Below are 18,726 nucleotides of genomic sequence, written 5' to 3'. Positions count from 1 at the left end.
GAATGGAAACTTTATCAATACATACTGAACGATTGCACATCAGGCACCTTACTCAAAATGACCTGGATGATTTTCACATATACAGATCCAATCCTGAGGTTACGAAATACCAGGGTTTTGATGTAATGACACGCGAACAGGCTTCCGAATTTATAGCCAAGCAGGAAAATAAATTATTTGGGAAAAGAGGTGAGTGGGTACAATATGCCATTGAAAGCAAAGAAACCGGAAGATTGATAGGAGATTGTGCTATAAAACTAGACGCTTTTGACGAGCGCATTGCTGAAGTTGGAATGACAATTTCTCACCTGCACCAGCAAAAAGGTTATGCAAAAGAAGCCTTTTCCGGGATTATGGATTTTCTTTTTGCCGTTAAAAACATACACAGGATAGTTGAAACGGTAGATGCAGAAAATATTGCTTCAATAAGTCTTTTAGAAAGTTTAAAATTTCGTAGGGAAGGGCATTTTATAGAGAATATCTTTTTTAAAGGAAATTGGGGAAGCGAGTTCCAATATGCTATGCTAAAGAGGGAATGGCTGGCCAATAGCTAGCTATTCTTTTACAATAATAGCTGTTGCTTTAAAACCGGTTGCCAGATTCCAGCGATTGGCTACAACAAGGTTTCCTTTATCATCAAATACATGAAATTCAGCCGTATTAGGTCCTGATGTTCCCTGATTCAGTGCTTCAAAATCAACTCTGTTAAAGCCCGGTTTTAAAGGTAGTTTTAAGGTTCTGAAATCAGTAGTTAATGTAACCGAAGCTACTACCACAACATCATTTACCGAAATTTTTATCATGTCGCCATCCGGAGCTCCGTGGTCGCGGAATACTATATTTACATATTCACCATTATTTTTAAAATCACCAAAATACTGGTTTCCTTTTACAGCAACCTGAGATTCACCGCCACTTTTTTTATTTAACTCTTTGGTGTATTTATCACCTGGATTCGCAAATTGCTCGCTTCCCTGACCGAAATTGACCGTATCGGTTCCGCCAACTTTATATTTATCTGACTTTGGAAGTGACTTGGGAATTGTAAAACCAAAATTTGGATCTACAGTAGTATTCGACTCTGTAGAGGGTATTGACATCGTACTGTTTGTATTGGCAGAAGGTATTGAAATCGACTTGTTGTAGTCAACCTGAGCATACATCTGAGCAGTAAAAAAAACAATAAAGAGTAAAGCAACAGATTTCATGGATACTTTTTGATAAACAGTTTCTGCAAAATTCATGCTAAAATTAAAAAACTTTTAAGTTTTATAGCTCTTATATAAAAAATAAAGGCTGCAACTTATAAAATTTTGACTGCAAATGCCTTCTTGAGCTTTTGTTTTGGGTTAATTTTAGCATTTTAGGTGTTTTTCGTATAAATTAAAAATCGTATTTTAGGGATAAGATTTTTTCATCCAAAAACAGGATACTCTTACATTTCATCGAAAATTTTTTAAAACAATGCCCATGAGATTGTCTGTTGAACGAAAACCCATAAAAGTATATCCCGATTCCGGACGTGTCATTGCCCGGTATTTTTTCAATGGCGAAGAACGTGCTGTTGAACTCCTTAAAAAGCTATTACTACTGGATAATGAAACCGTTTTTGGATTAATTTCTCCACTGTTACAGGATTTTTCAAAACGTCATAGAAATATTACCAAAAAGCTATTAAAACATTGCGACAGGGTAAAAGCTTATATTGAGAAAGCAGGCGGTAATTATGAAAAACTTGACGATTACACCAAACTGCTCATTGGTTCTTATTTTACGCATGAATATTCCATAGAATCGGCAGCTTTTTTCAATCCGTCAATTGTTCCCGATCCTGACCAGACTAATCTTGAAGAAGGCCAACTTCGGGTACTGATTAGCTTTAGGGCAGTGGGAGAGGGGCATGTTTCTTCAGTAGTTTTCAGACGTGCCATGATAGATAAGCATGGAAATATAACTGTAATTCCTGCCGGAAATTATATTGATGAAGCTGAAAAAGTCCATAACATGGTCTATAACAAAAAGCTTTTCCTCAAAAAAGCACAGGAAGCAGATATTAATGATGATTTTTTAAAAGCTGTAGACGAAAAACTGGGCGAACGTTTTGATTATGACAGCCTCAAAAAAGTGGTTATTGAAGCCAAAGAGAAAACAAAAGACGAAAAGATAATCACGCAATACAATATGATTTTGGCGTTATCTGACAGTTATCGAAAAATAAGTTTTTCAAAGGATACCGATATCAGCGACAGGGTTATTTTCCCCATTTCAGATTTTGAAAGCAACGGGATAGAAGACGCCCGCTTTGTCAGATTTGTAAAAGAAAACGGAAAAGTAATTTATTACTGTACATATACTGCTTATGATGGAAATCACATCATGCCAAAACTGCTTCAGACCTATGATTTCTATGATTTCAAAACAAGTCCGTTAAACGGTTCTGGAGCAAAAAACAAGAACCTGGCTTTATTTCCCAGAAAAATTAATGGGAAATATGCCATGCTTTCCCGTATTGATGGCTGGAATAATTATTTAATGTATTCCGACCATATCAATATCTGGGAAAAACCCATAAAAATACAAAGTCCGGAATACCCATGGGAATTGGTACAGATAGGAAACTGCGGTTCACCTATAGAAACCAAATACGGCTGGCTTATCATAACCCATGCCGTTGGACCAATGCGACGCTATTGTATTGGCGCCTCATTATTAGATATTGACAATCCAGAAATAGAAATAGGCCGCTTAAAAGAACCGCTCATTATGCCCAATCCCGATGAACGCGAAGGTTATGTTCCCAACGTTGTTTATTCCTGTGGTTCCATCATACACAACAACGACCTGATTATTCCTTACGGACTTTCTGACCATAGTTCCGGATTTGCTTCGGTGAATTTGGATTTGCTATTAGAAAAGCTTGTCCAAGGAGGCTAAATTTGTTTTCAATCCTATGCAGAAAAAAAGCTTTTTTATAAAATTAGCATTGTTAATTGTTCCAATACTTCTTATTGCCAGCGTTCCATTAACAAAACAAAGCTATCCAAGTATTGGCGGTGGAGGCTATGACCTGACTAATCTATATTGCGGATTCTTTATTCTTCTGGCAATCATGATCTGGATTCTTTTTATTATCGGTCATTCGATAATTTTCAGAAAAAACAGAAATACCTTGAATGATAATCTAAAGTTAGTAGGCATTGGTTTTGGAACATTTTTTATTGCCTCTTTAATACTGTTTAATACCTGGATAACTTAATCAAAACTATGGAGAAACATATTACTGTTACAACAGCTAACGGGAAACGCTGTCTGGTTTTTATTGATAAGATCAGGCATATCTGTGAAGATGAAAACGGAAAAGCTATAATTTGCTTTGGTAGTGAAAATGTTGTTTGTAATGAAAGTTATAGTGAGATTATGCATGAGATTAAGTTTCTTTAAAGTCACCGACTGCAACTTTAAAAAAGATTTTCCTTTGGACGTGACCCTACGGGTCGGGCTATCCGCTACAGGTCCTCGCTCGTACCTCGCTGTGGGCTTTTCGCTGCTATCCCTCACGCAAACCCGTCATAAAATAGAGTAGGGAACTCAACCGAATTAGAATATATTATCTCTTTAAAAAATGTTTATCTATAAAAGACTATTATTTGTCTACTTATTCATTTTTTATATATTTGTGTTAGATAGGTGTATTGCTGACTATTTTAACGTTTATTTTAAGCGTTTAACCGTCATAAAGGTGAATTAAACAAGGGTAATGCATCTATCTTCTGTAATGAACACTATAAAACCAAAGTCTTTCTTTTCTATTTAGTGTATTAAGCTTTCTAAGTATTATTACTTGTACCACTTGTTCCCCCATTTGTTTATTGTCATATCTCGCCCGAATTCCAAATTTTTGTTCTATTTCATTTTTAGTTGGATATTCTTCTTGATTGAGCAGAAAATATTTACCTTCCTCAACTTCTTCAATTATTTGCTTTGCAATTCCAAGTAATTTGAGAGAATTAACTCGTCTTTCTTTTCCTCTTTTAGAAGACAAAATATGATTCCATACAGTCTTTGATACTCTAATATTCTTATTAAGAGCCTTACAATTAATTGTATTACCATTTTTCCAACCCGTAAAAAACTTTCTTGCATCTTCTTTTAATTTCATAGAATTCAGTAAGTTCTTACTTTCAAGATTTGGAATAATTACAGGTAAATGATAATTAGATAAAAGAGGTTTTATAAGTTTTAAAAAACTACCTTTACTATGTTCTCCAAATGTATTTTTTTTTGGTATGGATATTAATGTTTGAGTATCTGGTACTCTTAAAGTACTACTTTTTAAGTCAACCCACCATGCCTTTGGGGTTAGTCTATTTTCTTTCCAAATGGTTTTTCCTTTTTTATCTTTTTTAGCCTCTCCATTGCTATCTAATACCTGAATAAAAGGATTTACATAAACGAGAACAGCAGGGTCTATTTGTGTACTCCAATATTCTATATGATTAATTAGCCCTTTTTCATCATCAATTGAAATTTTCAGTTCATTTTCATTTTCACTTGAAATATATCCTGAACCACATTTTACCTGAACATTAACTTTTACGCCTAGATCACTATTTTTTCTTTTCATAAAAATAATACCATCAATACCTTTATCATTTCTTGCATCAAAAGGTTGCCAACCGCATTCCCAAAATTCTTGCACATATTGAGCAACAACTCTCATCCCTGTTGCTTCATTTTTTGGTCTTATTCTGTACGGTAAATCACTCATTATTTTTAACTTTTAATAGGTGTTACTAATTGAAATCTTACATAATAGATGAAGGGTTATTATTCAGGTTAAATTTCAACATAGCAGCTTTATCAATTTGAGCAGCTATGGAACTTAAATAATCTAAATATTCAATTATAGTATCAATTGACATTTCGTGTAATTCATTTACCTTATATTCCGGGAAATATTTAATGAATTTTTCATCTGACCGACCATTATTGTGAGCGTATAAATGTCTTATTTGAAGAAGCTTTTCTATTTTTTTTTCTTCAATCTTATCAATTACTTTTAAGCTATCAATTTGAGTGTTTTCTGATAAAAATGCTTTAACACTTCCTCTTTTCAACTTACTTAACTTCTTTTTAGCGAAGTAATTAATAAATTCTTGAATATCTGAACAATCTAAAACTTCTTTAATCGTTACTGATTCTTCTGATTTTAGTGATTCAGGCTTGGCTAAATAGATCTCATATAACAGATCTGATAAGTAAGTTTCAAAATTATCAGCACATGACGAGAACAATATTCTAATAAGAATTTTTCCTTCGGCTTTATTTGTTGGAGTAGAGGATGAAACCGGATATAGAACTGAGTCTAGGTCAGAGATAATCTTTAATACACTTTGATAATGCTCAAGGAATTTGGATAATGCTTCAGTACACTGACTAGTTTTTAGTTTTTGGTTTAATGAAATAATATTAGGGAGTGCACTTGATTGAATTACTTCATTAGGAAGATTTTTGGCTACTATGGACACCCCATCTCTTTTAAAGATTTTCCCTTCTATTGATATTTCTTCAGAGGATTTTTGTACTTCAATTACATATATGCGTTTTCCTTTATGAGTGGAGTAGAAATATTGAATTAAAGGTTTAGGACTTAGAAGATCAATAGCTTTATGTACGATAGAATTAGCCCTAAAATCTTCACTCAAACCTATTGTTTCAATCTTATTATTTCTATCAGTAACACCAAGAACTATTGTGCCTCCTTTAGTATTGGCGAATGCAGCTATAAGTTGGCCTACGCTTTTAGCAGGGGGCAAAACAGCTTTATATTCAATTTGTTCTCCTTCAGGCTGTCCTATTAATTTAAATATTTTTTCATCAGGATCCATACTTATACTGGGAATTTTCTTATTTGAGCTGTTTTTAAAATATGACCAAGTGATATTCTACGCACTTCTATTGGATCCTCTATCCACAATTCAGAGGATTCATAATCTAAAATATTTTTTTCAGACCCGTAATATATTATTACTTCGAAATTGTAAGCTGGTCGTACAACAATACTAATTTGCTGACCATGCTTATAAATTCCAGCTAATATCGTTGGTGCTGTTTCGTCATCCATTTCTGATAAGTCATAATCTGGTAAAGTAGCTAAATGATCAATTACAGCCTTTTTTGCTCTAGCAATATGTGACTGAGCATAGACAAACATATCATGTGAAGGCACTGAATCATGAGAGAAAAGAGCTTTTAAATCTCTATCTTCAAGAGCTTTAGTCCATTCTTCAATTGAAGTTATGCCCATACTTAGAATTATTTCTTGAGTAAGTGGTAATAATTCTCCAAATTTATTTTCATTTGATGAATTTTTAGAAAGTAATTCTTTTAAATCTGCCGCACTTGTGACATTAAATTCATCCAACAACTTATCAAGTTGCTCAGCCTTATCAATATTATTAAGAATTTCATCATCATCATATAAAAGATGCTTTTTCTTATAAATTGTAGGAAATTGATCTTCTGCGGTACCTGGATAATCTCGAAAATATATCAACAATAAGTTAAATGCTTCACGATAATCTTTAGCAATTCCTCTATCATTAGCTTTTTCATTTACTTCGATTGTAATTTCGCGTATAATATATGATTGATCGATTTCGTGTTTAAAATCTAATTTGATATTTTTTTTCGCTATAGTTCTACGGATATCATTTCCTAGAAGTTTGAGAATATCTTTAAACAGTTCATTTATATCTCCTAATTCTTTATCCAACTGGCTAAGTTTTACAAAATCATCATTTTGATTAGGCACAATACTTCTTTTATCAATAATAGTATGGAACTCCTTATCATCTAATTGAAGTAATTTATAAAAATCATTAAGCCAAGCAACAGCATTAGTATTTATCAGTTTTTTTTGAAGCTCTTCTATTTTACTTTTGTTTTCAACAAAGAACGCAAATTGGTCTAAAGTTAATTTTCCACATTCTTTCCAAATTAATCTATTCCATAGTTCAACATGTTGTTTTACAGGCAAACGATTTGGAAACCATTTATTGGCTAATTGCCATATTTCTTCTCTTATTTCTTTTGTACTTGCAAAAGGAAACCATATAAAAGGTGTATTATCACTACTAAGTATTGAAGCTAATTCTCCGTTTGCAGTCTGTACAATTTTTGCTTTTAATAGTCTATTCCTAATAGGATTTAATACATTATTTTCATGCCATTTGTCTGAAAACCAGTCAGGAGAATTACGAAATGTCGTTACATTGGCTAGTAAATGTAAATTTCCCCAATTTTCTGATATTGCAAACTCTAACAATTTGAAATATAGTTTTACAGCATCGTCAATAATCGATTTATTTTCTGTTATGAGAGGGTTATCTCTTTTATCTGTTTCTGTTAGATAAACTCCATCTCGTGGATCAGTGGGATTAAAGTTAGGATTATTAATAATAGTTGGGAATGGAAAATCTTCCGATCCTATCAAAGGAAAATCGCAAAATAATTTGGGTACATTTGAACTGATCGGCTTTATAAGTATACGATCAGAAATAATTTCAATAGGTATAGCGATACTTGTAAAACCATCTGAAAGTTTTACAATCTTTAATTTTTCAACTTTTTCATGTTCATCTTCAACAGCGATAACTATAATATGTATATTTTCATTCTTTTTGACTGTATCATATTTATAATAAAATAACCCCTTGCTTGCATGTTCAACACTTTGTATTTCATCAACAAAACATAATGCAAAAGGCAAACAATTTTCCAAATCATCTAATCCTTTTTGGGCTATATCTAGACTTAAATCATCATTTAATGGATAGGTAAATGTTGTATTGAAATCATCTTTATTGTATTCATCATAAATAGGAAAATTATCAAGGTCTTGTATATCTTCTTTTGCTTTTTCTACGGCACTAATAATATCATTTAATTCATAAGCGGATCTATCTAATTGAAATTCAAATTGGCGATAGTCTAACTCAGGCTCTTTAGCTACACCATTTACCGTTACTATTTCAGATAGCATATGTGTAGTTAGAAAACCTGTTCCAAACTTTCCTGTATTCTTCTGTTTTCCTTTTTCATCTTTTTCTCGTTCCTTCGATGATATTTGTTCAATCAAGAACCTAATATTATCTGCATTAAAAGGACGACCGTCATGTTCAAAAGTTAATTGTGGAGTAGGTAACTTTAGATTACTAATTCTGATATTTACTCCTTCAGGAAACGCCACATCTTTAGCATTTTGAATAAGTTCCCAAACCCATCTGCGAGAAGTAGTAGATGAGTTTTCAATTTTTGACCTTAAATCGGTCATTTCTTTTGATATCTTGGTAGCTATAATTTTATAATGAGCTTTGCTTTCTAAAGCTTCAAACTTAGATTTATAACTTTGTGACATAATAGCTACTTTATTTTACTCAAAATCTCCTTCATCAATTCAACCTTCTCTCGTTCACTTGCAAGTAATCGTTCAAAAAGTTCCATGACTTTGTCAAGAGGATTAAACGTATAATTTAAAGAACCTGAATTATTTGCAACCGAGCCTTCTTGAAAGGTATTTGATATAATATTTATAGCCGAATCTTCATCAAAATTCTCAATAGCCTCGGTAGGCACTTTTAGGATTTTAGCCACTTGTTCTAAAATATCCTTTTCTACGGATTCTTTTTGTTCCAGGAGAGAGATTTTCTTTTGGTTCCAGTCTTCGCCCAATTCGTAGGCTAGGGCGTCTTGCTTGATGCCCAGCATTTCACGGAAACGCTTTATGTTTCGACCTTGGTGTATTTTCTTGTTTGGCATATCGGTATGTATCATAAATCTCAAATATACTGTTTTTAGTTAAAATAATTAACAACTATTGGCAAATGAAGTTTCTAAATTATGCTTTTCTCGGAATAAAACATCCTGAAACGGAATTGATTATCCCGCAAACCTTGTCTTACTTCACAACATCATTGCACAATGATATAAAAAACACTGACGGAAACAAATATAAACCAATCCAAATACGCCAAATTACGGGAAACCGTATTCTACGATATTAACCATAAAAACACACCAAATCATGTGCAACTTTAGAGTTTTAACAGAAGAGGAGGAAAACCAAATAGTATTGGACACCCGTTACATCACGGTAAATCGCATCCCCATAAAAGGACATTACAACCCGCACGAATGCTGCTCCAAAGTCCAGTTACAGGGCAGATGGATTGACAAATGCGGATTCAAACCAAACGACAAACTCACAGTAAGTGTCTACCGGAACAGGCTCGTCATAGAAAAGCAAAAACCCAATACCATAAACCCCAAAATACTGGCACGTGAGCAGAAAGCCCATGAAAAATATGTCCGCGAAAGAGTCCTTCAAATGTTAGGTCCCGACATTGTAAAACAACTAAGCTTCAAAAACGGAGAAATCAAATGGCGTAGGTAACCAATCACTCCTAATAACTTCCAAAAAACACCATATATGAGCACCAAAAACACCAAAAACACCGAAAAAAAGTCAGAAAACCAAAGTAAAGACCAACTCATTGAAATGCGTCGCCTTACGGTATCCGCCATCTACATGAACAGTGAAGGCTACAACAAAAACGACTACGCATCCCGAATAATGCTCCTTGGCAAATGGGTTCGCAAATGCGGATTCAACGAAGGCGACAAGCTCACCATTTCCATATACCAGAATAGGATAGTAGTCGAAAAAGAAGACCCAAACACGCTAGACACCAAACTCTTAGCCCGAATCCAAGACGAAAGTAGTAGACTTCTCAGAAAGAAAATCAAAGCAATGGTACATCCCGAAGTATTCGAGCAACTGCGGTTTGTAAACGGACAAATCAAGATAAAATAGCATAAGAAAATAATATTTAATTCGTTGGTTTTATGATAAATACAAACATTATATGAAGCAGAATTTCTCTACATTATGTTAAATAGAAACTTGATTGAAGCACACGCTCTGGCATTGATGAATGAGCGTTTAAAAATGCACAGCATTCATGAACTCCATTAAAGACAAATAAAAACCAGTGAATAAAACGGATGTAGCGAAGCGTTAAAAAATGTAAACTGTTTGAGCCGAACGAATTATTACATTTTAGCTTGGTCGGTTTTTTAAAATTATAAAACAATAAACTTTAACTCAAAAATAATAAAGTTGAAAATAACGCATAATGCTTGAGCGGAAAAGATAAATTAACGTATTGACTTTGAATAAAAATTTTAAAAAAGAATCGACTACATTTATATTTCTATCAAACAAAAGCAGTTAAAAAATTGATTTAAAAAATTTCTAATAAAAATTAAAGGGATTTTCTTAAGAACAACCATATCATATAAATACCAAAGCTATTTAAGATAATGCGAGGTACATTGTAGTTCTAAAAATGTATATTTTTTGAACTATAATTTATATTATGTAAAATAAACTTTTTCCAAACTAAACCAATATTCTCCTTTATCACAACTATATTTGCATACAAAATCATATCAATGGAATATTTATTTATACTGCTTGTTATCTTCTTATTATTCTACGTACCAAAATATTTTAAAAAGCGTAAATAATTATTCGTGTAATCGTAATCGGTTTTTTAAATCCTGGATTTCTTGCTGGAGTTTTTTTTGTTTTTGAAGCAGATTTAAAATCGCATCGATTCCTTCCGGATTGATGTGCAGTTCATAATACAATTGCCGGCAACGGTCTAAATCTTCTAATTTTTCAGAATCCATAAATTTTTCGTTATTCATGTTTTCAAACGGAATGATTCCCATTTCGTCCAGAATATCTATGAATGTCCTTTCAATTTTATAATGGTTGCAGTAATCTGATATAATAATTCTTTCGATTTTCATCTCCTAATTTTTTAAAGTTTAGATAATTCCCTAAAAGCTTCTTTTTGTTTTTCAGTCAAGTTGGTTGGAATCTTAATGTCATACGTTATAATAAGGTCACCAAATGAGCCTTCTTTTTTATAAACGGCCATGCCTTTGTTTTTAAGCCTGACTTTTGTTCCGTTCTGGGTTTCTGGCGGAACTTTCAGCTTAACCTTTCCATCTAAGGTTTCAACGGTGATTTCTCCTCCTAAAATTGCCGTAAACAAATCCAAACTTACGGTTTTGTATAAATCGTTATTAAGTCGTTTGTATTCCGCATCTTCTTCAATCCTAAACGTAATATACAAATCCCCTGCCGGTCCATTATTGGCTCCCGGACCTCCATGTCCTTTTAGTTTTATAACTTGTCCGTCTGCTACACCTGCCGGGACCGTAATCCTTAAATTTTTCCCGTTTACGGTAATGGTCTGCTTATGGGTTTGGGCAATATCGCGAAGTTTCAAATGCAGTTCGGCATTGTAATCCTGTCCTTTGAAACCGGCTTGCCTGCCACTACTTCGTCTGCCTCCAAACATGGATTCAAAAAAATCCGAGAAATCAGCATTGCCAAATGAAGCATCATCTCCAAAATTGGAATAGGAACTGCCTGAATATTGCGATTGTGATTGAGATTGCCTTGCCTTTTCATATTCTTCAGCATGCTGCCAGTTTTCACCATAAGCATCATACTTTTTTCTTTTTTCAGGGTCGCTTAAGACTTCATTGGCTTCATTAATCTGCTGGAATTTTTTATTGGCCTCAGCATCATTCGGGTTTAAATCCGGATGGTATTTCCGGGCCAATTTGCGGTATGCTTTTTTTATTTCGTCAGTACTAGCCTTTTTGTCAACTTCTAAAACGCTGTAATAGTCTATAAATGCCATGGTTATGATTGTTATTACACTATAAATTTAAAAAAATAATCAGTACTACACAACTGACATAAAATAAAAAACACTGCCCTTTACAGACAGTGCTTCATCTAAATTAAGTATTGAAGAAAATCTATTTAATTTTTACAGGGATATCCCAGTTTTCCCAACTTAGGGTAATATTGTCCTTGTTGATTTTATAAACCAGCTTTTCAGTCATTGAAGCTGATTTTTTAGGAGTTACTTTTACTCTTAACTGGTCCTGTTTGGCATCCATTTTATAAGCCCCCCATTGTTTCCACTCTTTGTTGAAAATAATGGTGGCGGCATCTTTTTCCGGAATTACAAAGAAAGCATATTTTCCGGCAGGCAATTTTTTACCTTCAACGGTAATTTCTTTATCGGTTTCAAAAGTTGTAGCCTCGTTAGCTCCGGCACGCCAAACTTCTCCAAAAGGAACAAGTTCTCCCCAAATAGCTCTTCCTTTTACGGATGGGCTACCATAGTTAATAGTAATTGTTGCACCATTAATTTTTCCGGTAACTGTTTCTGCCGGACTTGCCTTTTTATCCTGGGCATTCGCGAAAGTAGTCATTACTAATGTCATCAGAAATATTCCGATTCTTTTTTGTAGTTTCATGTGATTTGTGTTGATTGTTAATTTGTTATGTTTTGGCTAGTAAAGATAATCAAGTGAATGTCTGTTGATTTTTTATTTATAATTCTTTTAAGAATTTTAACACCAAAAATGAATGCGATTTTCAGTTACTTTTGTAGTTAAAAGATTTTAAAATGTTCTATATAGTCTTAAGCATAATTTGCAGTGTTTCGGTAGGAGCGCTTCTTAAATTTTCAAAAAGATATTCATTTGATATTATCCAGGTCATAGCTGTAAACTATATTTTGGCGTTGGGATTATGTTATATTACCTTCCGGCCTGATGTTTCTGTGGTAAATAGCAGTTCGCCCTGGAAAATATATATAGGACTTGCCATTTTATTGCCTTCTGTGTTCTTATTACTGGCTTCTTCTATAAAACACATTGGTATAGTTAAGACTGATATTGCCCAACGCCTATCCCTGTTTATTCCTATTCTGGCAGCTTATTTTATTTTTAAGGAAAACTTTTCAACTTTAAAATTAATGGGGTTAATTGTTGGCTTTCCGGCAATTTTCCTTACACTATCCAAAAAACAATCAGACACCCAGGAAAACAGATGGATTTTTCCCGTGTTGGTACTATTAGGGTTTGGAATCATTGATATCTTATTTAAGCAGATTGCTCTGGAAAAAAGTATTCCTTACACCACTTCCCTATTTATAGTATTCTGTGGCGCTTTAGTATTGTCATTGTGTTTTATGATATACTCTATTTTTATAAAGAAGAATTCCATACAATGGAAAAACATTATTATAGGTGCCTTTTTAGGAATTTTAAACTTTGGAAATATCCTGTTTTATTTAAAAGCACATAAGGCTTTTTCAGAGAATCCTTCCACCGTTTTCGCGGCTATGAACCTGGGTGTAATTGTTTTGGGCAGTTTGGTTGGGATTCTCGCTTTTAAAGAGAAAGTCACTTTAAAAAACTATATCGGAATTGTTCTTGCCCTTGGTTCTATTGTACTGATTACTCTTTCACAAATTCAGGCAAAATAGCGTGGAAGTATTTTTAAACTTCTTTTGCAAAGAATCAGAATAAATTTTATTTTTACTTATCATCTAGCTAACAAGATTTTATGAAAAACCCGATTGCGGAGAAGGTTGTTGATTTTCTCAAGAACTATCCGCCTTTCAACAGCTTAAATTACCAGGAATTACTGCATATTGCTTCTGAAGTTAAGGTACTTTATCTCGAAAAAGGTAAGATTCTTTTCCAGATTGGCGATGCCTGTCATGATAGCTTTTACATTGTGGCTTCCGGGGCTATTGGGTTATCCGTAACTTCTGATGCCGAAGAAACTTTAATTGACAAATGTGATGAAGGCGATATTTTAGGGCTTCGTCCGTTTTTTGCCAAAAACAATTATCTGATGACGGCAAAAGCCCGTGAAGAGAGTATTGTTTATGCAATTCCGATACAGATTTTCCAACCCTATGTGTTTGCCAATCATGATGTAATGAGTTTTATGCTGGAGAGCTTTGCCTCCAATACACGAAATCCCTATGACAAAGAACATAGAGGAAAGCTGATTTCTGAAAATATTATCTATAAGGAACAACAGGCCGATATACAATATTTCCAATCCATCCAGTATTCAAAAGAGCCAATAACAGCTTCTCCTGAAGCTATTGTTAGAGATATTGCCCAGATGATGACCGACAAGCTGATTGGGAGTGTCATTATCACAAAAGATGATTTCCCGATTGGAATCGTAACTGATAAAGATTTACGTTCTAAGATTGCTACCGGTCACTTCCAAATCTCGACTACCGCAGCTAAAATAATGACTTCACCTGTAGTTACGGTACCTGAAGACCTTTCTCTTGCTGAAGCTCAGGTATATATGCTTAAATACAATGTAGATTATCTCTGCGTTACGGAAGACGGTTCAGACAAATCTCCTGTAAGGGGAATTATTTCTGAAAATGATTTGGTGGTTGCACAGGCCAATAACCCTGGTGTATTGATTAAGGAAGTTAAACGTGCACAATCAGCTAAAGATTTGAAACGTATTCGTGAAAAATTATCAGAACTGATACAGACTTCAATTACGAAAGACATTCCGGTTTCGCATATCATGAATATTTCAGGAGAAATCAACACCGCCATTACAAGACGTGCTATTGATTTGGCTATTCTTGAAATGGGCTCTCCTCCTGCCCGATTTGCATGGTTGAGTATTGGCAGCCAGGGCAGAAAAGAACAGTTATTGCTAACTGACCAGGATAGCTTTTTGGTTTTTGAAGATGTGCCACAGGACAAATACCGCGATGTAAAAGATTATTTCCTGCGTTTGGCCCGAAGAACAACTTCTACCCTTGAAAAGGTGGGTTATTTCTTAAGTCCGGATGGTTTTGTTTCAAGCAATATGATGTGGTGTAAATCACTGACAGACTGGATTAAACAATACGGAAATTGGATTAATACTCCAGGTGAAAACAGTGAAGTGATAAACACTATTTTCTTTGACTATGAAATTGCTTTTGGCGAAACTTCTATCGAAGAAGCCCTTACGGAAATCATTTTCAAAAATGCGAAAGGAAACAAATTATTTTTTGACTATCTGGGCAATGACGCCTTGAGAAAACCACCGCCATTAGGATTCTTTCGCCAATTCCTGGTCGAAGAAGAAGGCGAAAATAAAGATATGTTTGACATCAAAACAAGAGCCCTTACCCCGCTTATTGATGCCGGGCGTTTGTTAGTTTTGCATCAGAATATAAAAGGAATCAACAATACTTATATGCGTTTCAAACAGTTGGCAATTGCCGACCCTAGAAATTCCGAATTGTTCCTAAACTGTGCCGAAGCTTTCCTTACACTATCCGAATTCAGGACTGTAGAAGGCTTAAAAAATGACAGCTCCGGACAATTTATTAATCTGGAAGAGCTTTCAAAAACTGATAAAGTCAAGCTGAAAAATTGCTTTATCCCTATAAAAGAAGTTCAGGAACTAATCAAGAGCAGGTTTAAGCTCACCTATTTTTCATAAATCATGCTGGATTGGCTAAAAATAAATAAAGATTACCCACAATTCTGGAAAGATTATCTCGGAAAGTTTGAGAACAAATCCAGAAGATTTGTGGCATTTAGTACTGAAACTACAGGCCTGGATGCTGAAAAAGATGTTATCCTGTCTATTGGTGCCGTAGCTATAGAAAACAATACTATTGTTGTAAAAGATAGTTTTGAAGCACTTATTTTTCAGGAGAAATTTACTCCTGAAACAGCCTTAAAAACAGGTATCATAAAAGGAGTTCCTGAGGAAAAACATTCCGAAAGTGAAGCCATAGAAGCTTTTATTAACTATTTAGGCAATGCCGTTTTGATAGGACACCGGATTCATTTTGATATTGCCATGATTAATACTGCCTTAGAAAAATTACATTGTGGCAAACTTAAAAATGAGGCTTTGGACATTGAAGTAATGTTTAAGAAATGGAAACAACTTCCTGAAGAAAAGCAGTTTAGCTTAGATGAATTAGGCGCTTACTTTAAGATATCGAAGAGTGACAGACACACGGCTTCTAATGACACTTTTACAATTTCACTCCTATTCCAAAGGTTAAAACAACGCCTTGGTTTATAACCCAAATCCAGTTTTTTTTCACTTTTCTTAAAAAGAAGCAAATATTTTTTTGCAATTCTATTTAATAAGTAACTTTGCGGTCCACTATTTTATAAATTAGGCAAAAATGCTTGAAATATCAACAGAAGAAAAACTTAAGGAACGCATCAAGGAATTGAGCTGTCTTTATGATATTTCAAAGACCACGAGCATGAATGCAAACTGCTCTGAATCTGCCTTAAAGGAAATCTGCACTATTGTGAAAATTGCCTGGCGGTTTAGCGATGTTAGTATAGTGGAGCTCCAATGCAATGACTTTTATTTCACAACGTCCAAACTTCCGGAAGATACCCTTTTTCAGGTCAGTTCTATTTCTATTTTTGAAAAAGAAGCCGGTTTTATCAAAGTACATTATCCAATAAGCAGCGGGGCTTTTTTTCTGATTGAGGAAGAACAGCAATTGTTGGATAAAGTTGCCCTTGAAATTGGCAATTATATTGAGAAAAATCATATTCGGGAAAGAGAAAAGCAGTTGCAAAGAAGTGTGGAACGCATTGACAGGCTGTCAATTCTTGGTGAAATAACAGCCGGAATTGCCCATGAACTAAATACACCACTCGGAAATATACTAGGTTTTGCCGAATTGATAAACGAACAGAATATTGATAGACAGGTAGCTCAGGATGTTTCAAAAATCATCAATGCGGCCATTTATTCCAGGGAAATTGTCAAAAAACTGATGTTCTTTTCTTGTGAAATGCCACAAAATATGGAGGTTGTTCCTATTAAACCTATTGTAGTTGAGGCCTTATCACTTCTGGGGCCCAATTTTAAGAAGGCACAGGTTTCTTATGAGCTTATTTTTGACAATCCGGAACTAAAAGCCCAGATAGACAATATCCAATTGACCCAGGTATTGTTCAATATTCTTATAAATTCAATTTACGTAGCTCCACAAAACAGTACTATTACGGTGAAAGTTACTGACGATTCCAATAATTTTTACATTGAGATTGCCGACGAAGGAAGTGGTATCCCGGAAGAAATCAAATCACGAATATTTGAACCATTCTTTACTACAAAACCCATTGGTGAAGGTTCCGGCTTAGGATTGAGCGTTGTGCATGGTATAGTAAAAAGTCATAAAGGCGACATTATAGCATTGGACAACCAACCAAAAGGTACAATTTTTCAAGTAAGGCTCCCTTTAAACTCCTAAAAAATGCTGAAAAAAGAAAACATATTGATTGTTGATGACAATTATGATATGCTGGAATTATTACAGCGTAATTTAAAGGCGCAGAATTTCCATACCTATAAGGCTTCTTCGGTAATGGAAGCTATTGATATTCTTAAAGTTGTAGCCATTGACTTATTGATTACGGATTTGCAAATGCCCGGCCTGAACGGAATTGAGCTAATCAAATTTGCCGAAGAACATTTTCCTGAAATTCCTAAACTGGTTATTACGGGGTTTCCTTCGGTTGATACGGCTGTTAATGCTGTAAAATCGGGTGCTTTGGATTATCTCGTAAAACCATTTACCAGTGAAGAATTAAAAAAGGCGGTACAGAATTCGTTTGAAGGAAAAATAGGTTCAAAGAAAAAAAGCTCTCCTACTCTTCCCGATTCTGACAAAAAGATAACAAACTATGCCGGAATTGTTGGTGATTCCGAGCAATTTGAAAATTTAGTTGACGTTATTGAACGCGTCAAAAACAATAAAGCCACCATTTTAATCCAGGGTGAAAGTGGTACAGGAAAAGAACTGATTGCCAGAGCCATTCATTTTAAGGGCTCTTTTGCATCAAATCCTTTTGTGGCTGTGAATTGTGGCGGAATTCCTGAAAACCTGATGGAATCGGAATTATTTGGTTATGAAAAGGGCGCCTTTACAGGTGCTAATGAAAGCAAGATTGGTTTATTCCAGGCAGCAAACGGCGGAACAATCTTTTTAGACGAGATTGGCACGGCACCATTAGCTGTGCAAACCAGACTGTTGAGGGTTTTACAGGAAAAGGAAGTCACAAGAATAGGCTCACAAAAAGCCCATAAAATAGACGTCAGGGTCATTTCTGCCACCAATAATGACTTATATGAAATGGTACAAAAAGGAAACTTTCGCGAAGATTTGTATTACAGGTTAAATGTAGTAAGCATTGAAACGAAACCTTTGAGAGAAAGAAAGAACGACATCCGTCCTTTAATTACTACCTTTATAAAAAAATACGGCATTGAATACGGAAAACCGAATTGTACGATTTCTGACAAGGCAATAGAAATCCTGCTAAGACATTCGTGGCCGGGAAATGTGAGAGAATTAGAAAACATTATACAGAGAATGATAATTATGTGTGATTACGCAATCGATATAGTTGACATTCCGGATTATTTGAAATACCAACAACCTACCGAAGGAGAAACCCTAAAGCCCTTAAAAGATATTGAAAAAGACCACATACTAAAAGTACTGCATGCCGTTGGCGACAATAAAACCAAAGCAGCAGAAATTCTACAGATAGACAGAAAAACATTAAGGCAAAAACTGCTTTAAGACCTCTGGGGAGTTTTTACCCGATTGGTACTTTTCTCTCCGGTATTTATTTAGATTATAAAATTGTTTAAAAAGTAATTAACTGATTATCAAATATTTTTAAAAATGTATCACACTATGGCACACAGTTTGTTTTATGGCACGTCACCATAATTGAATAGAGTTATTATGT

At 34.4% G+C, this 18,726-nt stretch carries 20 protein-coding genes; 12 read left to right on the top strand and 8 right to left on the bottom strand.

Going from position 1 to position 18,726, the window contains the following annotated elements:
* Positions 1–2: 2 nt before the first annotated feature.
* Positions 3–554: a GNAT family N-acetyltransferase gene (locus ASG38_RS16445; RefSeq protein ID WP_056073591.1), complete on the top strand. Its 552-nt coding sequence runs from the start codon at positions 3–5 to the stop codon at positions 552–554.
* Here ASG38_RS16445 and ASG38_RS16440 read toward each other — a convergent pair whose 3' ends face one another.
* Positions 555–1,244 carry a hypothetical protein gene (locus tag ASG38_RS16440; RefSeq protein ID WP_056073589.1) on the bottom strand — a complete coding sequence of 230 codons (690 nt, stop codon included), beginning with the start codon at positions 1,242–1,244 and terminating at the stop codon, positions 555–557.
* A gap of 226 nt (positions 1,245–1,470) precedes the next feature.
* On the opposite strand from ASG38_RS16440, the gene ASG38_RS16435 reads away from it, so the two are divergent.
* The 3 genes from ASG38_RS16435 to ASG38_RS17780 are packed head-to-tail and all read left to right on the top strand — an operon-like array spanning position 1,471 to position 3,441.
* Positions 1,471–2,934, top strand: coding sequence for a glycoside hydrolase family 130 protein (locus ASG38_RS16435; RefSeq protein WP_056073587.1), 1,464 nt, complete (start codon positions 1,471–1,473; stop codon positions 2,932–2,934).
* A gap of 16 nt (positions 2,935–2,950) precedes the next feature.
* The gene (locus ASG38_RS16430; RefSeq protein WP_157486199.1) at positions 2,951–3,256 is read left to right on the top strand and encodes a hypothetical protein; all 306 of its coding nucleotides are present in this window, start codon (positions 2,951–2,953) and stop codon (positions 3,254–3,256) included.
* A gap of 8 nt (positions 3,257–3,264) precedes the next feature.
* A complete protein-coding gene (locus ASG38_RS17780; RefSeq protein ID WP_157486198.1) occupies positions 3,265–3,441 on the top strand; it encodes a hypothetical protein in 177 nt (58 codons plus the stop codon).
* A 322-nt stretch (positions 3,442–3,763) separates the two neighbouring features.
* On the opposite strand, the gene ASG38_RS16425 is transcribed toward ASG38_RS17780, so the two are convergent.
* Genes ASG38_RS16425 through ASG38_RS16410 form a run of 4 tightly spaced genes read right to left on the bottom strand, consistent with a single transcriptional unit; the run spans position 3,764 to position 8,835 of the window.
* Entirely contained in the window at positions 3,764–4,768 is a 1,005-nt protein-coding gene (locus ASG38_RS16425; protein WP_056073583.1) for a DUF4365 domain-containing protein, read from the bottom strand.
* Positions 4,769–4,805: 37 nt separating this feature from the next.
* Positions 4,806–5,888: a helix-turn-helix domain-containing protein gene (locus tag ASG38_RS16420; RefSeq protein WP_056073582.1), complete on the bottom strand. Its 1,083-nt coding sequence runs from the start codon at positions 5,886–5,888 to the stop codon at positions 4,806–4,808.
* 2 nt (positions 5,889–5,890) lie between these two features.
* On the bottom strand, positions 5,891–8,419 hold the full coding sequence (locus tag ASG38_RS16415; protein WP_056073579.1) for a sacsin N-terminal ATP-binding-like domain-containing protein: 2,529 nt from the start codon (positions 8,417–8,419) through the stop codon (positions 5,891–5,893).
* 5 nt (positions 8,420–8,424) lie between these two features.
* Positions 8,425–8,835 (bottom strand): helix-turn-helix domain-containing protein, encoded by a 411-nt coding sequence (locus tag ASG38_RS16410; protein ID WP_056073578.1) that lies wholly within the window; start codon positions 8,833–8,835, stop codon positions 8,425–8,427.
* Between the two features lie 50 nt (positions 8,836–8,885).
* Here ASG38_RS16410 and ASG38_RS16405 point away from each other — a divergent pair, with 50 nt between their 5' ends.
* From ASG38_RS16405 to ASG38_RS16395, 3 genes are read left to right on the top strand one after another with little or no spacing between them, the layout of a single operon-like run.
* Entirely contained in the window at positions 8,886–9,065 is a 180-nt protein-coding gene (locus ASG38_RS16405; RefSeq protein WP_056073576.1) for a hypothetical protein, read from the top strand.
* 20 nt (positions 9,066–9,085) lie between these two features.
* Positions 9,086–9,454, top strand: coding sequence for a SymE family type I addiction module toxin (locus ASG38_RS16400; RefSeq protein ID WP_056073574.1), 369 nt, complete (start codon positions 9,086–9,088; stop codon positions 9,452–9,454).
* A gap of 36 nt (positions 9,455–9,490) precedes the next feature.
* Positions 9,491–9,874 carry a SymE family type I addiction module toxin gene (locus ASG38_RS16395; RefSeq protein WP_056073572.1) on the top strand — a complete coding sequence of 128 codons (384 nt, stop codon included), beginning with the start codon at positions 9,491–9,493 and terminating at the stop codon, positions 9,872–9,874.
* Positions 9,875–10,590: 716 nt separating this feature from the next.
* Here the strand turns inward: ASG38_RS16395 and ASG38_RS16390 are convergent.
* From ASG38_RS16390 to ASG38_RS16380, 3 genes are all read right to left on the bottom strand, one after another.
* Positions 10,591–10,878: a chaperone modulator CbpM gene (locus tag ASG38_RS16390; protein ID WP_056073570.1), complete on the bottom strand. Its 288-nt coding sequence runs from the start codon at positions 10,876–10,878 to the stop codon at positions 10,591–10,593.
* 11 nt (positions 10,879–10,889) lie between these two features.
* Positions 10,890–11,783 (bottom strand): DnaJ C-terminal domain-containing protein, encoded by an 894-nt coding sequence (locus ASG38_RS16385; RefSeq protein ID WP_056073567.1) that lies wholly within the window; start codon positions 11,781–11,783, stop codon positions 10,890–10,892.
* A 121-nt stretch (positions 11,784–11,904) separates the two neighbouring features.
* Positions 11,905–12,411, bottom strand: coding sequence for a DUF2911 domain-containing protein (locus ASG38_RS16380; protein ID WP_056073565.1), 507 nt, complete (start codon positions 12,409–12,411; stop codon positions 11,905–11,907).
* Positions 12,412–12,563: 152 nt separating this feature from the next.
* Between ASG38_RS16380 and ASG38_RS16375 the strand changes: the two genes are divergently transcribed.
* The 5 genes from ASG38_RS16375 (at position 12,564) to ASG38_RS16355 (ending at position 18,554) form a co-directional block, all read left to right on the top strand.
* Positions 12,564–13,427 (top strand): DMT family transporter, encoded by an 864-nt coding sequence (locus ASG38_RS16375; protein ID WP_056073563.1) that lies wholly within the window; start codon positions 12,564–12,566, stop codon positions 13,425–13,427.
* A gap of 80 nt (positions 13,428–13,507) precedes the next feature.
* Positions 13,508–15,424 carry a DUF294 nucleotidyltransferase-like domain-containing protein gene (locus ASG38_RS16370; RefSeq protein WP_056073560.1) on the top strand — a complete coding sequence of 639 codons (1,917 nt, stop codon included), beginning with the start codon at positions 13,508–13,510 and terminating at the stop codon, positions 15,422–15,424.
* A gap of 3 nt (positions 15,425–15,427) precedes the next feature.
* A complete protein-coding gene (locus ASG38_RS16365; protein WP_056073559.1) occupies positions 15,428–16,021 on the top strand; it encodes a PolC-type DNA polymerase III in 594 nt (197 codons plus the stop codon).
* Between the two features lie 106 nt (positions 16,022–16,127).
* The gene (locus tag ASG38_RS16360) at positions 16,128–17,219 is read left to right on the top strand and encodes a sensor histidine kinase (protein ID WP_056073557.1); all 1,092 of its coding nucleotides are present in this window, start codon (positions 16,128–16,130) and stop codon (positions 17,217–17,219) included.
* Between the two features lie 3 nt (positions 17,220–17,222).
* A complete protein-coding gene (locus ASG38_RS16355; protein WP_056073555.1) occupies positions 17,223–18,554 on the top strand; it encodes a sigma-54 dependent transcriptional regulator in 1,332 nt (443 codons plus the stop codon).
* Positions 18,555–18,726: the final 172 nt, after the last annotated feature.

This window comes from Flavobacterium sp. Leaf359, from assembly GCF_001423985.1.
In the GTDB taxonomy this organism is placed as follows: Bacteria; Bacteroidota; Bacteroidia; order Flavobacteriales; family Flavobacteriaceae; genus Flavobacterium; species Flavobacterium lindanitolerans.
Note: the sequence above shows the minus strand (reverse complement) of the source record. Positions and strands in the feature narration are given on the sequence as shown.

Bases quoted from the DNA above. Each gene is read 5' to 3' on its own strand.
- ASG38_RS16420 (WP_056073582.1), bottom strand. From the start codon at position 5,888: ATGGATCCTGATGAAAAAATATTTAAATTAATAGGACAGCCTGAAGGA.
- ASG38_RS16355 (WP_056073555.1), top strand. From the start codon at position 17,223: ATGCTGAAAAAAGAAAACATATTGATTGTTGATGACAATTATGATATG.
- ASG38_RS17780 (WP_157486198.1), top strand. From the start codon at position 3,265: ATGGAGAAACATATTACTGTTACAACAGCTAACGGGAAACGCTGTCTG.
- ASG38_RS16425 (WP_056073583.1), bottom strand. From the start codon at position 4,768: ATGAGTGATTTACCGTACAGAATAAGACCAAAAAATGAAGCAACAGGG.
- ASG38_RS16395 (WP_056073572.1), top strand. From the start codon at position 9,491: ATGAGCACCAAAAACACCAAAAACACCGAAAAAAAGTCAGAAAACCAA.
- ASG38_RS16410 (WP_056073578.1), bottom strand. From the start codon at position 8,835: ATGATACATACCGATATGCCAAACAAGAAAATACACCAAGGTCGAAAC.
- ASG38_RS16400 (WP_056073574.1), top strand. From the start codon at position 9,086: ATGTGCAACTTTAGAGTTTTAACAGAAGAGGAGGAAAACCAAATAGTA.
- ASG38_RS16405 (WP_056073576.1), top strand. From the start codon at position 8,886: ATGAAGTTTCTAAATTATGCTTTTCTCGGAATAAAACATCCTGAAACG.
- ASG38_RS16375 (WP_056073563.1), top strand. From the start codon at position 12,564: ATGTTCTATATAGTCTTAAGCATAATTTGCAGTGTTTCGGTAGGAGCG.
- ASG38_RS16370 (WP_056073560.1), top strand. From the start codon at position 13,508: ATGAAAAACCCGATTGCGGAGAAGGTTGTTGATTTTCTCAAGAACTAT.
- ASG38_RS16380 (WP_056073565.1), bottom strand. From the start codon at position 12,411: ATGAAACTACAAAAAAGAATCGGAATATTTCTGATGACATTAGTAATG.
- ASG38_RS16390 (WP_056073570.1), bottom strand. From the start codon at position 10,878: ATGAAAATCGAAAGAATTATTATATCAGATTACTGCAACCATTATAAA.
- ASG38_RS16365 (WP_056073559.1), top strand. From the start codon at position 15,428: ATGCTGGATTGGCTAAAAATAAATAAAGATTACCCACAATTCTGGAAA.
- ASG38_RS16435 (WP_056073587.1), top strand. From the start codon at position 1,471: ATGAGATTGTCTGTTGAACGAAAACCCATAAAAGTATATCCCGATTCC.
- ASG38_RS16385 (WP_056073567.1), bottom strand. From the start codon at position 11,783: ATGGCATTTATAGACTATTACAGCGTTTTAGAAGTTGACAAAAAGGCT.
- ASG38_RS16440 (WP_056073589.1), bottom strand. From the start codon at position 1,244: ATGAATTTTGCAGAAACTGTTTATCAAAAAGTATCCATGAAATCTGTT.
- ASG38_RS16415 (WP_056073579.1), bottom strand. From the start codon at position 8,419: ATGTCACAAAGTTATAAATCTAAGTTTGAAGCTTTAGAAAGCAAAGCT.
- ASG38_RS16445 (WP_056073591.1), top strand. From the start codon at position 3: ATGGAAACTTTATCAATACATACTGAACGATTGCACATCAGGCACCTT.
- ASG38_RS16360 (WP_056073557.1), top strand. From the start codon at position 16,128: ATGCTTGAAATATCAACAGAAGAAAAACTTAAGGAACGCATCAAGGAA.
- ASG38_RS16430 (WP_157486199.1), top strand. From the start codon at position 2,951: ATGCAGAAAAAAAGCTTTTTTATAAAATTAGCATTGTTAATTGTTCCA.